Source organism: Flavonifractor plautii ATCC 29863 (assembly GCF_000239295.1).
Classification (GTDB): Bacteria; Bacillota; Clostridia; order Oscillospirales; family Oscillospiraceae; genus Flavonifractor; species Flavonifractor plautii.
Map to the genome: position 1 here is coordinate 1 of NZ_JH417660.1, position 12,527 is coordinate 12,527.

The 12,527-nt window shown below is 59.7% G+C and carries 13 protein-coding genes and 1 tRNA gene; 9 read left to right on the plus strand and 5 right to left on the minus strand.

What is annotated here, in order from left to right; translation table 11 throughout:
- Window positions 1-72: 72 nt before the first annotated feature.
- Window positions 73-146: transfer RNA gene (locus HMPREF0372_RS02970), tRNA-Gln, on the minus strand.
- A 127-nt stretch (window positions 147-273) separates the two neighbouring features.
- The gene (locus HMPREF0372_RS20980; RefSeq protein WP_009259926.1) at window positions 274-405 is read right to left on the minus strand and encodes a hypothetical protein; all 132 of its coding nucleotides are present in this window, start codon (window positions 403-405) and stop codon (window positions 274-276) included.
- Between the two features lie 150 nt (window positions 406-555).
- On the opposite strand from HMPREF0372_RS20980, the gene nrdR reads away from it, so the two are divergent.
- Window positions 556-1,011, plus strand: coding sequence for a transcriptional regulator NrdR (gene nrdR / locus HMPREF0372_RS02975; RefSeq protein WP_009259925.1), 456 nt, complete (start codon window positions 556-558; stop codon window positions 1,009-1,011).
- 46 nt (window positions 1,012-1,057) lie between these two features.
- Here nrdR and HMPREF0372_RS02980 read toward each other — a convergent pair whose 3' ends face one another.
- Genes HMPREF0372_RS02980 through HMPREF0372_RS02990 form a run of 3 tightly spaced genes read right to left on the minus strand, consistent with a single transcriptional unit; the run spans window position 1,058 to window position 3,793 of the window.
- A complete protein-coding gene (locus HMPREF0372_RS02980; protein ID WP_007488855.1) occupies window positions 1,058-1,696 on the minus strand; it encodes a DUF624 domain-containing protein in 639 nt (212 codons plus the stop codon).
- Window positions 1,697-1,750: 54 nt separating this feature from the next.
- Entirely contained in the window at window positions 1,751-2,410 is a 660-nt protein-coding gene (locus HMPREF0372_RS02985) for a GDSL-type esterase/lipase family protein (protein ID WP_007488857.1), read from the minus strand.
- Between the two features lie 3 nt (window positions 2,411-2,413).
- Entirely contained in the window at window positions 2,414-3,793 is a 1,380-nt protein-coding gene (locus tag HMPREF0372_RS02990; protein ID WP_007488859.1) for an ROK family protein, read from the minus strand.
- A 197-nt stretch (window positions 3,794-3,990) separates the two neighbouring features.
- Here HMPREF0372_RS02990 and HMPREF0372_RS02995 point away from each other — a divergent pair, with 197 nt between their 5' ends.
- The 8 genes from HMPREF0372_RS02995 (at window position 3,991) to nagA (ending at window position 12,487) form a co-directional block, all read left to right on the plus strand.
- The gene (locus HMPREF0372_RS02995; protein WP_007488861.1) at window positions 3,991-5,202 is read left to right on the plus strand and encodes an AGE family epimerase/isomerase; all 1,212 of its coding nucleotides are present in this window, start codon (window positions 3,991-3,993) and stop codon (window positions 5,200-5,202) included.
- A gap of 10 nt (window positions 5,203-5,212) precedes the next feature.
- Window positions 5,213-6,067: a MurR/RpiR family transcriptional regulator gene (locus tag HMPREF0372_RS03000; protein WP_007488862.1), complete on the plus strand. Its 855-nt coding sequence runs from the start codon at window positions 5,213-5,215 to the stop codon at window positions 6,065-6,067.
- A 159-nt stretch (window positions 6,068-6,226) separates the two neighbouring features.
- Complete coding sequence (locus HMPREF0372_RS03005; RefSeq protein WP_007488864.1) at window positions 6,227-7,576, plus strand: ABC transporter substrate-binding protein; 1,350 nt, start codon at window positions 6,227-6,229, stop codon at window positions 7,574-7,576.
- 129 nt (window positions 7,577-7,705) lie between these two features.
- Entirely contained in the window at window positions 7,706-8,641 is a 936-nt protein-coding gene (locus HMPREF0372_RS03010) for a carbohydrate ABC transporter permease (protein ID WP_007488866.1), read from the plus strand.
- A gap of 15 nt (window positions 8,642-8,656) precedes the next feature.
- The gene (locus HMPREF0372_RS03015) at window positions 8,657-9,523 is read left to right on the plus strand and encodes a carbohydrate ABC transporter permease (protein WP_007488869.1); all 867 of its coding nucleotides are present in this window, start codon (window positions 8,657-8,659) and stop codon (window positions 9,521-9,523) included.
- A gap of 122 nt (window positions 9,524-9,645) precedes the next feature.
- Window positions 9,646-10,551: a dihydrodipicolinate synthase family protein gene (locus tag HMPREF0372_RS03020; protein WP_007488871.1), complete on the plus strand. Its 906-nt coding sequence runs from the start codon at window positions 9,646-9,648 to the stop codon at window positions 10,549-10,551.
- 71 nt (window positions 10,552-10,622) lie between these two features.
- Window positions 10,623-11,375 carry a glucosamine-6-phosphate deaminase gene (nagB, locus tag HMPREF0372_RS03025; RefSeq protein ID WP_039996583.1) on the plus strand — a complete coding sequence of 251 codons (753 nt, stop codon included), beginning with the start codon at window positions 10,623-10,625 and terminating at the stop codon, window positions 11,373-11,375.
- On the plus strand, window positions 11,366-12,487 hold the full coding sequence (gene nagA, locus HMPREF0372_RS03030; RefSeq protein WP_007488874.1) for an N-acetylglucosamine-6-phosphate deacetylase: 1,122 nt from the start codon (window positions 11,366-11,368) through the stop codon (window positions 12,485-12,487). The genes nagB and nagA overlap by 10 nt, the downstream gene beginning before the upstream one ends.
- Window positions 12,488-12,527 lie beyond the last annotated feature (40 nt).

A 12,527-nucleotide genomic window follows, 5' to 3' on the forward strand; every position in this document is an offset into this window, starting at 1 on the left:
CGGCGCATCCATTCGGATGCGCCGCCGTTTTTTACCAAGGAAAAGCTCCGTAACCGAAAGGTTACGGAGCTTTGGCAGCGGGTGAAGGATTCGAACCCTCACATACAGAGTCAGAGTCTGCTGTGCTACCCTTACACAAACCCGCTATTTTTACTGCTCTCTCGTGAGCACGCATGTTATTATACCAAAATGGCGCAGAATGTCAATAGAAAAATGAAAAAAATTTGGAAAGAAAAATTGGGCCGGGGCGGAGCCCCGGCCCATGGCTCAAAGTCAGAACTGGTTGGGCTGGTTGTTCTTGTTCTGAGCCTGCTCCTTCTTCTTGTTCTGAGCATTCTGGCCATTGGTCTTGTTCTGACCATTCTGGCTGCGGGCCTTCATCTGGTCCGGATTCTGATTCTGCATCAAGCTCACCTCGCTTTCGCTGATTGTAGTGTACCCGGAAAAAACAAAATCATACGGAAATTTTTTTCTCAAATGGGGATACCACAGGCTGCACTTTTATGCTATAATGAACCATCATAGCTTAAAATGAAGCAAAGGGGGCAAGACACCATGAAATGTCCGTACTGCGCCCATCCGGAGAGCAAGGTGGTGGATTCCCGGCCCTCCGATGAGGGGGCCAGTATCCGCCGCCGCAGGGAGTGCCTGGCGTGCCATAAGCGGTTTACAACCTATGAGACCATGGAGAGTCTGCCTCTGGTGGTCATCAAGAAGGATGGCAGCCGCCAGACATTTGACAAAAGCAAGCTGCTCAACGGCATGATCCGGGCCTGTGAGAAGCGCCCGGTGCCCTTTGGAAAGCTGGAGGAGATTGCCAACGAAATTGAGCAGGTTCTCCAGAACGACATGGACCGGGAGATCCCCTCGGCGAAGATTGGGGAGTTGGTGATGGACCGGCTGAGAGAGGTGGACGAGGTGGCCTATGTCCGCTTCGCGTCGGTGTACCGGCAGTTTAAGGACATCGGCACCTTTATGACGGAACTCAATAAGCTGCTGGCGGAGAAATAGAAACAAAAAACAGCCTGTCGAAGCATGTATTCGACAGGCTGTTTTTTTAAGTGTCATTGTCATCTTCTCCCAACTGCTGGCGGATGTAGGGGGCGAAGATGCGCTCCAGAAGGAGGGAGTGGAGCAGGGCCAGAAGGGCGGGGGTGACTGCGATGGCCAGGAAGAAGTTGAGACACACCGTCAGGGCGGCATACAGCAGCAGCGCCAGGGCGATCGTAGAGGGCAGGTGGGCGATGGCCAGCTTGGCGCAGTTGGAGAGGAGGCCGCCCACACCGAATTCAAACTGGGAGAGGACGGGAAAGAGGTAGCACAGCAGGCCCAGCGGCAACAAAAGAAACACATAGTAGGCCATAAACAGGATGTAGCCGGCGCGGTTGAGCGATGCAGTCTGATAGAGCAGGGTATAGAGAACGAACAAAACCGCACCGACAGCCACCACCACGAGGGTGGTCAGGGCGCCAACCTTGAAATTTTCCCGGAAGGTACGAAAAAACAGGCTCCAGCTCTTGCGCTCGCTGCCGCGGATACAGCGCGCCACTGTGCGGTAGAGGGCGGCGGTGGCGGGCCCCAGGGTGAACACGGGCAGAGAGCAGACCAGCCAGAACACACTGAGGAGAAAGAGATCCACCAGCTTTTCGATCAGACGCCAGAAGTCGTTTTCCGGATTAAAAATGCCTGCGGCCATGAAGGGGCCTCCTTTTTGTCACAGGCCCGGCGACAGTTCGCCGGGCCTGTGGGTTCAGAACAGTGTGGGAATCCGCTCGGCCAGCGCGGCGGCCAGCCGGGCGTGGCTCTCCCGTGTGAGGTGCATGAAGTCAATGGGGTTGTGCGCCAAGCCAAGGGCATTGGCGTCCAGAAAGTGGCAGCGGGTTTCCGCGGCGACCGCCCGGAACTGGCCGGGCAGGCGCAGGGATTTTTCCACGCAGCCCAGTCCCATCTCCTGGGCCACGGGAGATCGCTCCACTCCCTTTCCGATGGCGGGCGGGGCGACAATCAGAAGGTTGGGCTGCCCGCCCGCCCAGCAGTCGATGGACTGTGCCTTCCGCACCAGGCGGCGCAGGCCCTTGCCGATGGCGCAGGCGTTGGCGCCCAGCCGCTCCTTGGTATCGTTGGTGCCCAGCATGACCACCAGCAGGGACACCGGCGCGTGGCTCATGAGGCATGGATAGAGGTAGGGCAGGGCGCTCAAACTCTCCTCCACCGGGTCGTCAAAGACGGTGGTGCGTCCGGGTAGCCCCTCCTCGAGAACCAGAAAGTCCTCTCCCAGGGCAGCCTGGAGGCGGCAGGTCCACCGCTCTGATTCATTAAAGCGGCGGAGGGAGCCGTCGGCGCAGTCGGCGGGATCGGCGCAGTATCCATGGGTGTTGGAGTCTCCCAGGCAGACGATGTGGCGCTTCACCGCTTACCTCAACTCGGGCAGGGAGGCGGCGGCCACGGACTGGCCTACACGGCGGGCCTTCTCGTCGGGCAGGGTGGGGTTCATGAGGCCGGCCACCTCCGGGTACTCGTCGGCCAGCACCTTCTTACAGGTGTCCAGGATGATGTCGCCGCCCCGGCCGGACATGACGCGACCCAGCAGCAGCACGTGCTTGAAGCCGTAGAAGTGGTGGTACAGGGCCAGGGAGTGGCCCAGGTACACGCCGATGGAGCGGTAGATGGCCTCGGCGGGGGAACCGCCCTGGTCCATCAGCTTCTGGACCTCCTTGAGCTTCTCAGCGGGGGAGAGGTCGGCGGACAGGCTGATGCCGGCGGCGGGAGCCAGCTTGATGACGGAGTCCTGGGAGAAGTATTTGACCCCGCAGCCGATGTCGCCGGACCACTCGTCCTCCATGGCGTTGGGGGACACGTCCACCGGGGCGAAGGCCAGCTCGTTGAGCCAACCGGTGATACAGCCGTCCGAATCCACATAGCCAACCGCTTCACTGGTGCCCATGGCAATGCCGAGAATGCTGTTTTCGCCCAGGTTCATGGCGCCGGCCAGGGCGGACACATCGCCGTCGTTGGCCACCACATAGGGCACGTCGCCGAAGGTGTCGCGGATGGCGCGGATATAGATGTCCTTCACCTTGGCGTCAAAGTCCTCCTTGGACACCTTGAGGAACAGGGAGGCATTCATGGTGCGGTTCTCGATATAGATGCCGGCGGAGGAGACGCCCACCGCGTCCACCCGGGGCATGTGCTCGGCGGCGGCCTTGAGGGCGGAGACGATGCCCTCATAGTGGTAGTCGGGGTCGGAGGTGGTCTTGGGGAACCAGACGACCTCCTCGGAGAAGACCGGCTCGCCGTCGATGACGGCGGACACCTTGCGGTCGGAACCGCCGGCATCGAAGCCGATGCGGCAGCCGCCCAAGTGGCGGCCCACAGCCTGGGGATTGCTCTTCTCGGCAGGCACCTGGTCGCAGTACACCACCTCAAAGGGCTTCTCATAGACGTTGGACATGAAGTCGGCGTCAAAGGCGCGGGCGCCGCCCACGCGGTAGGTGGCCTTCATGGCCTCATATACGGCCTGATCGCCGCTGAGGTACACCTTGAAGCCGCCCTTCATCCAGAGCAGCATCTTGATGATGCGGTCCACATAGTAGATGTCGGCCTCGGCCATGTCCGGAGTGCCGTGGATAAAGGTTTTGTATACCGCTACCTCACCTCCGGCCCGCTCCACCGCGATGTCCAGCGGCTTTTTGGCGTCCTTCAGAAAGGCGGTGCAGAACTTTCCCAGGGGGAGAAAACCGGAGTCCAGTTCCGGCACGTTTTTTACTGGGACTTCAATTCCAAGATGCTTCATTGCATAAGCCCTCCTTTTTTGTGGGAAACAGACAGGTTCCTTCCCCTATAGGCTATCAGTTTTTTTGAATCTGTCAAGCATATTTTCAGGGTTTTGAAAATAATTTTCGAAATTCTCTTGACGGGAGGGGGGAGGGCGGTTATGATGGAGGCAAATGGGGGACCTCTCCCAATCAGCGAAAGGTGGGATCTGACATTATGGATCATAAGGCTCGTTTACAGAGTCACCAGAAGTGGATTCAGGAGGAACTGGAGCGCAGCATCCGGTTTTGGATGAAAAACGGCATGGACCCGGTGCACGGCGGCGTCTATACCTGTCTGGATCGGGAGGGAAAGGTGTTCTCCACGGACAAGAGTGTGTGGATGCAGGGCCGCTGCGCTTGGATCTTCGCCTATCTGTGCCACGTGTATGGAGTGAAGGAGGAGTGGCTGGCCGCCAGCAAGAGCTGCCTGGACTTCATGGAGCGGTACTGCATCAACCGGGCGGCGGGCAACCGGATGTACTTCACCGTCACCGGCGACGGCAAGCCGCTGCGTCAGCGCCGCTATTGCTTCTCCGAGGGCTTCTATGCCATCGCCAACGCCGAGTATTACGGTGTTACCGGCGACAAGGCCTGCCTGGAGCGGGCCCGCGCGGCCTACGACCTGATCTGGAACCTGAACCAGGGGCTGATCGCCGACCCCACGGGGATGGGCCCCAAGACCATCCCAGAGACCCGCTCCGGCCGCGCCCTGGCCAACCCTATGATCTATCTGAACATCACCTCGGTCCTGCGCCGGGTGGACCCCGAGCAGGACGCGCTTTACAGCGAGCGGGCCGCCCAGTGCGTGGATGAGATTTTCCGCTACCACTACAAGCCGGAGCTGGGCTGCACCTTGGAGAGCGTCGGTCCCAACGGCGAGTTCCGGGGCGACGTGACCGAGGGCCGGGTGGTCAACCCCGGCCACGACATCGAGTGCTCCTGGTTCCTGATGGAAGACGCCAACCGGAAGGGCGACAAGAAGCAGCACGAGGTGGCGGTCAAAATCTTTGACCAGGCCATCGAGGCCGGCTGGGACTACGAGTACGGCGGCCTGCTCTACTTCATCGACTGCCTGGGGCGTCCCCCTGAGGCCTATGAGCACGACATGAAGCTCTGGTGGCCCCACGACGAGATCCTCATCGCCAGCCTGATGATCTACCGCGACACCGGCGACGAGAAGTACCTGACCTGGTTTGAGCGCACCCTGGACTACTGCAAGGAGCACTTCTCCGATCCCGAATACGGCGACTGGTACGGCTACCTGCGCCGGGACGGCAAGCCCACCATGCCCGCCTGTAAGGGCAGTACGTTCAAGGGGCCCTTCCACCTGCCGCGGATGCTGGTGATGTGTGACCAGATGCTGGGACAGCTCCTGGCCGGACAGTGAGGGGGCAGTTATGCCCTTTGGAAATGTATTTGAAAAGATCAACAGTGAATACTACCAGCTGACCAGCGCGGAAAAGAAGGTGGCCGACTATGCGGTGATTCACCAGCAGAAGACCCAGTTCATGTCCATCTCCGAGCTGGCGGAGGAGGCCGGCGTGGCGGAGGCCACTATCTCCCGCTTCTGCAAGCGGCTGGGCTACAAGGGGTACAGCGCCTTCAAGCTTGCCGTAGCCAACTCCACGGCACGGCGGGTGGAAGCCCCTACCGTACCAGGGGAGATCCGACCGGAAGACAGCATTGAGGAGCTGTGTCAGAAGCTCTACGCCGCTGACCGGGATGCCATGGCCCAGACGGTGGAACTGATCCGCCCGGACAGCGTCCGGAAGGCGGCGGACCTGCTCTTTTCCGCGGAAAAGGTGCTGTGCATGGGGCAGGGGGGGTCCATGATCCTGGCCCAGGAGTGCGCCCATCTGTTCAGCACCGCCCGGCCCAACTTCTACGCGGTGCTGGATTCCCACATGCAGGCCATCGCCGCCTCCCACCTGACGGCCCGGGACGTGGTACTGTATTTTTCCTACTCCGGCTCCACGGAGGAGCTGCTGAAAAACCTGAAAATCATCCGGGACCGGAGAGCGGTGGCCATCCTGGTCACCCGGTTCCCCAAATCCCCCGGTGCGGCCTATGCCGACGTAGTGCTTCAGTGCGGCTCTCTGGAGGGGCCCCTCCAGGGCGGCTCGGTGGCGGCCCGTGTAGCACAGCTCTACCTGATGGACGTGCTGTTCCATGAGGTGTGCCGCAGGGATGTGCAGGGCAGTGCGGAGACAAGGGAGGCCGTGGCGGAGGTGCTTTCAGACAAGCACATTTGACCGCGTATTGCAAAACGTGAAAGAAATTTGCAGAATTTTATGAGAAATAAAATTTTCTTCGAAAAGCATATTGACAAAACACCCTCGGAATTATACAATCTACACAACGGACGAGATGTCCTGGAAAGAAAAATTTATCGAAAATGAGGAGGAAGAACAATGAACATGAAGAAACCTCTTGCGCTCCTGCTCGCCGCCGGTATGACTCTGGGGCTGGCCGCCTGCGGCAACGGCTCCCAGGGTAACAGTGAGTCCCCCGCGCCCGGCGGCGAGACCGGCGGCAGCTCCACCGGCGCTGTTGAGTTGAATCTGTGGGCGTTCAACATCGGTGGCTTCACCGACGCTTCCAACTGGGATTCCATCATCGCCGCATTCAATGAGCAGAATCCCGACGTCAAGATCACTGTCACTCCCATCAACTATCAGGACGGCGACCAGAAGCTGACCAACGCCATCACCTCTGGCACCGGCCCCGACATCATCTTTGAGGGCCCCGAGCGTATCGTGGGCAACTACGCCCGTGAGGGCCTGATGGTGGACCTGTCCGACCTGTGGGAGAATGGCGGCTCCGACATTCCCGAGGGCATTTCCTCTGTGTCTCAGTTGGACGGCACCTACTACATGTACCCCCTGAGCGTAGCCGCCCACTGCATGGCTATCAACTATGATGTCTTTGAGGCGGCTGGTGCCCTCCAGTATATCGACGAGGAAACCCGCACCTGGACCACCGACAACTTCGTAAAAGCCATGGAGGCCGTTCGTGACGCCGCGGCGGCGGGCACCGTCAACGTTGCCACCCCCGGCATCATCTACTGCGGAGCCCAAGGCGGGGACCAGGGTACCCGCGCCCTCGTCAACAACCTGTACTCCGACTACTATGTCAATGAGGACGGCACCTCCTACCTCGCTAACAGCGAGAACAACGTCAAGGCTCTCAAGCTGCTGCAGGATATGGTGAACAACGGTTCCATGTCCGCCAATGCCAGCTTCGCCGCGGCCGACGAGCTGCAGGCCTTTGCCAACCAGACCTGCGCCGTGTCCTTCTGCTGGAACTACTCCAATTACACCCAGTATGCTGAGCAGACCCAGTTCACTCCCTTTGCCATGGCCTTCCCCTCCGACGACGGCAAGCCCGAGCTGGAGATGGCCGGCCCCTATGGCTTCGGCGTGTTCAACAACAAGGATGAGGCCAAGATTGAGGCCGCCAAGAAGTTTGTGCAGTTTGTCTGCGACGACCAGACCACCGGCATCGAGGCGGTGAAGACCACTGGATTCTTCCCTGTCCACGCTGACTGGGGTGACGTCTATGCCGGCGACGCTGACGCCGAGACCCGCGCGCCCTTTGCCCTGATGAGCGACTACCTGGGCCGCTACTACAACCTGACCGGCGGCTGGACCGAGCAGCGCGGTTACTGGTGGCCCATGCTGGCTGAGATTATGACCACCGGCGCTGACGTGCAGGCTGCGGCCGACAACTTTGTGCAGCAGGCCAACGCAAACATTGGCTGAGAGCCCGATCAACGCATTTGAATTGCGCACACCTGTGCCCGCTCCCTGCTGAGAGGGGGCGGGCACAGCTTCTTTTTACCACACCGGTGAAAGGAAAGGCAAATACCACTTGAAAGAGAGGAGACACTCATGGCGCAAAATACCGTGACGGCCCAGGCCGGACGGAAGCCCAAAAAGCAAAAGCAGTCCCAATTCTCCGGCATGAGCCGCGCCCTGGTGCGGAGAGAGACCATCTCCGCCTATCTGTTCCTGCTGCCCAGCCTGATCTTTTTCGTGACCTTCGTGGTCGTGCCCATGTTCATCTGCCTGTTCTACAGCTTTACGAAGTATGGCTTGGGCGGTATCAAGGGGTTCGCAGGACTGGAGAACTATATCAAGCTCTTTCAGGACCCTATTTTTCACAAGGGCTTCCTGAATACACTGATTATCGTGGTGGTGGCGGTGCCCTGTGTCACCGCTTTCTCCCTGTGGGTGAGTTCCGCCATCTATAAGATGCACTCCATTCCCCGCTCCTTCTTCCGCTGTGTGTTCTACCTGCCGGTGGTCACCGGATCGGTGGCCATCACGGTAGTGTGGAAGTGGATTCTGAATCCCTACAACGGCATCCTTAACCAAGTGGCGGGCACGACCGGCTTTGACTGGTTGGGCACCCAGAGCACGGCCCTCTGGTTCATCATCCTGATCCTGTTTACCACCTCCATCGGCCAACCCATCGTGCTGTATGTGGCGGCACTGGGCAACGTAGACCAGTCCCTTATCGAGGCCGCCCAAGTGGACGGCGCCACCAAGCTTCAGGTCTTTTGGAAGATCAAGTGGCCCCAGATCATGCCTACCACCCTCTACGTGCTGGTTATCACGACCATCAACTCCTTCCAGTGCTTTGCGCTGATCCAGTTGCTGACCAAGGGCGGGCCGCTGAACTCCACCATGACCATCATGTATCAGGTCTACGATACCGCTTACCGGCTGAACGATCTGGGTTATGCCTGCGCGATCGGTGTTGTTCTGGCCATTATCATCGCCATTTTCTCCGCCATCCAGTTCAAAGTGGCGAAGACGGACTAAGGAAGGAGTGAGAAAATGAGTGCACATACGACCACAGTCAAAGTGAAAAAAACTGATCTGAGCGGCACTTCTACGGCTTATAAGGCCGTCGCCGTGGTAATTCTGATCCTGCTGGTGATCTTCTTCCTGTTCCCCCTGTACTGGATTGTCACCGGTTCATTCAAAGATGTCATCGAGATCAATTCCCGCGTACCCATCTGGTTTCCCCAGAACCCCACTGTGGACAACTATGCCCGCCTGTTTGAGAACCCTGCTTTTCTGTGGCTGTTTAATATTGTGTTCATCTCTGCCATGGCCATGCTCCTGACCTGTATTACTGCTGCTCTGGCCGGCTATGCCTTGGGTAAGAAGCGGTTCTACGGCCGGGCCATCCTGTTCACCATTATCATCTGCGCCATGGCTCTGCCCAAGCAGGTCATTGTTATCCCTCTGGCTCAGGAGATGAAGCTGTTGCACCTGAGTGACACCTTGTGGGCGGTCATCCTGCCCACCGTGGGCTGGCCCTTCGGTGTCTTCCTGATGAAGCAGTTCTCTGAGACGATCCCTAATGAAATTCTGGAGGCTGCCCGGGTGGACGGCGCCGGGGAGCTGAAGACCTTCTTCAGCGTGGTGTTCCCCATGATCAAGCCCGGCATCGGCGCTCTGGCCATTTTTACCTTTGTCAATACCTGGAATGACTATTTCCTTCAGTTGGTTATGCTGACCAGTAAGGAGAAGTGGACCCTGCCCCTGGCGATTGCCAACCTACAGGGCGAGATGTCCTCCGACTTCGGCCTCATCATGGCCGGTGCTGCCCTGGCGGCCATCCCCATCATCGTGGTGTTCATCGCGTTCCAGAAGTACTTTACCCAGGGAATAGCCATGGGAGCAGTCAAGGGCTGACGCGCCGCTCGTGCTGCCCCTCCGCTGGCACAGCCAGCGGAGCCTGCGCTACAAATGTGCCGCCAAAAGAACGGAGCCTCTATAAAATGAGATTCTGATTGAGAAGAGAGAAGGATACTATCATGAGCGATTTGAAGAAATACCACGGTGTTATCCCCGCGTTTTACGCCTGCTATGACGAGGAAGGGAATATCTCACCGGAGCGGGTGCGGGGCCTGACCCGCCACCTGATTGGCAAGGGCGTAAACGGCCTGTATGTGGGCGGTTCCTCCGGCGAGTGCATCTATCAGGGCGTGGAGGAGCGCAAGGTGGTGCTGGAGAACGTGATGGCCGAGGCTAAGGGCAAGGTGGTTGTCATCGCCCACGTGGCGTGCAACAACACCGCCGACAGCCAGGTGCTGGCCGCCCACGCGGAGAGCCTGGGGGTGGACGCCATTGCCTCCATTCCTCCCATCTACTTCCACCTGCCCGAGTACGGCATCGCCCAGTACTGGAATGATATCTCCGCCGCCGCCCCCAACACCGACTTTGTCATCTACAACATCCCCCAACTGGCGGGGGTGGCCCTGACCACCTCTCTGCTGCGGGAGATGAAGAAAAACCCCCGTGTGATCGGCGTGAAGAACTCCTCCATGCCAACCCAGGATATCCAGATGTGGCATGACGAGGATCTGCTCGTTTTTAACGGGCCCGATGAGCAGTTCATCTCCGGTCTGGCCATGGGCGCCTGCGCCGGCATCGGAGGTACCTATGCCGTTATGCCCGAGCTCTTCCTGAAGGTGTATGAGCACTTCCAGAAGGGTGAGATGGAGGCGGCCCGCCAGATCCAGAATGAGATTGACCACATCATCTACAAGATGTGCTCCGCCCACGGCAACCTGTACGCCGTACAGAAAGCAATTTTGGCCAAGGACGGCGTGCCCTGCGGCTCGGTCCGCAAGCCCATGCCCGCCCTGATCGACAGCGATGCGGCTGTAGTGGACGAGGCCCACGCTATGATCGCCGCCGCCGTGGCTAAGTTCTGCTGATCCATTGGAACGCCCCAGGGGCGGGCGTAGGCTGCGCCCGTCCCACTCTGTAAAGATAGGAGATGGTTGCAATGCGCATTTATCAAGCCGAAAACTACAAGGCCATGAGCCGCCGGGCGGCCAACATTATCTCTGCGCAGGTGATCTACAAGCCCAACTGCGTGCTGGGTCTGGCCACCGGCGGTACCCCCGTAGGGCTCTATCAGCAACTTGTGGAGTGGTATAAGAAGGGCGACTTGTCCTTCGCGGAGACCCGCTCCGTCAACCTGGACGAGTACCTCGGGCTGTCCCCCCACCATGAGCAGAGCTACCGCTATTTCATGCAGGACAATCTCTTCGACCATATTGACATCCATCCGGAGAACACCCACGTGCTCAACGGCCTGGCCAAGGACCCCAATGCCGAGTGTGCGGCCTATAATAAACTCATTGCGGAGCTGGGCGGCATTGACCTCCAGTTGCTGGGCATGGGCCATAACGGCCACATCGCCTTCAACGAGCCCGGCGACGACTTCGGCCTGGAGACCCACGTGGTGGATCTGACCGAGAGTACCATTGAGGCCAACAAGCGTTTCTTTGAGAGCCGTGATGAGGTGCCCCGCCACGCCCTGAGCATGGGTATCAAGAACATCATGAACGCCCGCCGCATCCTGATGGTGGTCAGCGGCGAGGAAAAGGCGGACATTGTCTGCAAGGCGTTTACGGGCCCCGTGACCAAGGAGGTTCCCGCCTCTGTGCTCCAGCTCCATCCTGACGTAACTCTGGTGGGCGACAAGGCCGCCCTTCACAAGCTGGTGGAAGCAGGTGTGACCGTATGCGGATAACCGGCGCTCAAGTGTTCGACCTGCAGGAGGGCTTTGTCCAGCGGGACATCTGCTTTGACGGCCGCCTGCTCTCTGGCTCCAGCGCGGACGGGAAGACCTATGACGCCTCCGGCTGCTATGTGATCCCCGGTCTCACCGACGTCCACTTCCACGGCTGCATGGGCCGGGACTTCTCCGACGCCGAACCAGAGGGCCTGGAGATTATGGCACAATATGAGCTCTCCCGGGGGGTCACCCAGATCTGCCCTGCCGGTATGACCCTGACGGAGGAGCAGCTCACCAAGATCTGTCAGGTGGCCGCCGCCCATCGGGCCGCCGATAAGCCCGGCGCCGCCCTCTGCGGCATCAATCTGGAGGGACCCTTCCTCTCCATGGCCAAAAAGGGCGCACAGAACGGCGCGTGGCTCCACGCCCCCGACGTGGCTATGTTCCGCCGCCTGATGGCCGCCTCCCAGGGACTGGTCAAGCTCGTTTCCATTGCCCCGGAGGAGCCGGGTGCCATGGAGTTTATTGAGGCGGTGGAGGGAGAAGTCACCGTGTCCATCGCCCATACCACGGCGGACTATGACACCTCTATGGAGGCTTTCCGTCTGGGGGCCCGGCAGGTGACCCATCTGTTCAACGCCATGCCGGCCTTCAGCCACCGGGCCCCCGGTGTGGTGGGAGCCGCCCTGGACACCCCCCTGTGCAATGTGGAGCTCATCTGTGACGGCGTGCACATCCACCCCTCGGTGGTGCGGGCTGTGTTCAAGATGTTCGGCTCCAAGCGGGTCATCCTGATTTCCGATACCATGCGGGCCGCCGGCATGCCTGACGGCGACTATACCCTGGGCGGTCAGGCCGTTCAGGTCAAGGGCAACCGGGCTACCCTGAGCGACGGCACCTTGGCAGGCTCCGTCACCGACCTGATGAAGTGCATGAAGACCGCTGTATCCTTCGGCATCCCCCTGGCGGATGCCGTGCGGGCCGCCGCCGTCAACCCGGCTATGGCCATCGGTATCTTCAGCCGGGTGGGCAGTCTGGAGCCCGGCAAGCGGGCCAATGTGGTGGTTCTGGATCAAAATCTCGACGTCAAGGACGTCTTCTTCCGCGGCGAGCTGGTCAGCCGGTAAACGTGTGCCCCAAAATTCAAGCCTTCCGACCCTACTCCAT

What these genes read in the sequence shown, in the direction of transcription:
- HMPREF0372_RS20980 (WP_009259926.1), bottom strand. Translation starts at nt 405, where the DNA reads ATGCAGAATCAGAATCCGGACCAGATGAAGGCCCGCAGCCAGAATGGT.
- HMPREF0372_RS02995 (WP_007488861.1), top strand. Translation starts at nt 3,991, where the DNA reads ATGGATCATAAGGCTCGTTTACAGAGTCACCAGAAGTGGATTCAGGAG.
- nrdR (WP_009259925.1), top strand. Translation starts at nt 556, where the DNA reads ATGAAATGTCCGTACTGCGCCCATCCGGAGAGCAAGGTGGTGGATTCC.
- nagB (WP_039996583.1), top strand. Translation starts at nt 10,623, where the DNA reads ATGCGCATTTATCAAGCCGAAAACTACAAGGCCATGAGCCGCCGGGCG.
- HMPREF0372_RS03010 (WP_007488866.1), top strand. Translation starts at nt 7,706, where the DNA reads ATGGCGCAAAATACCGTGACGGCCCAGGCCGGACGGAAGCCCAAAAAG.
- HMPREF0372_RS03020 (WP_007488871.1), top strand. Translation starts at nt 9,646, where the DNA reads ATGAGCGATTTGAAGAAATACCACGGTGTTATCCCCGCGTTTTACGCC.
- HMPREF0372_RS03000 (WP_007488862.1), top strand. Translation starts at nt 5,213, where the DNA reads ATGCCCTTTGGAAATGTATTTGAAAAGATCAACAGTGAATACTACCAG.
- HMPREF0372_RS03005 (WP_007488864.1), top strand. Translation starts at nt 6,227, where the DNA reads ATGAACATGAAGAAACCTCTTGCGCTCCTGCTCGCCGCCGGTATGACT.
- HMPREF0372_RS02990 (WP_007488859.1), bottom strand. Translation starts at nt 3,793, where the DNA reads ATGAAGCATCTTGGAATTGAAGTCCCAGTAAAAAACGTGCCGGAACTG.
- nagA (WP_007488874.1), top strand. Translation starts at nt 11,366, where the DNA reads ATGCGGATAACCGGCGCTCAAGTGTTCGACCTGCAGGAGGGCTTTGTC.
- HMPREF0372_RS03015 (WP_007488869.1), top strand. Translation starts at nt 8,657, where the DNA reads ATGAGTGCACATACGACCACAGTCAAAGTGAAAAAAACTGATCTGAGC.
- HMPREF0372_RS02980 (WP_007488855.1), bottom strand. Translation starts at nt 1,696, where the DNA reads ATGGCCGCAGGCATTTTTAATCCGGAAAACGACTTCTGGCGTCTGATC.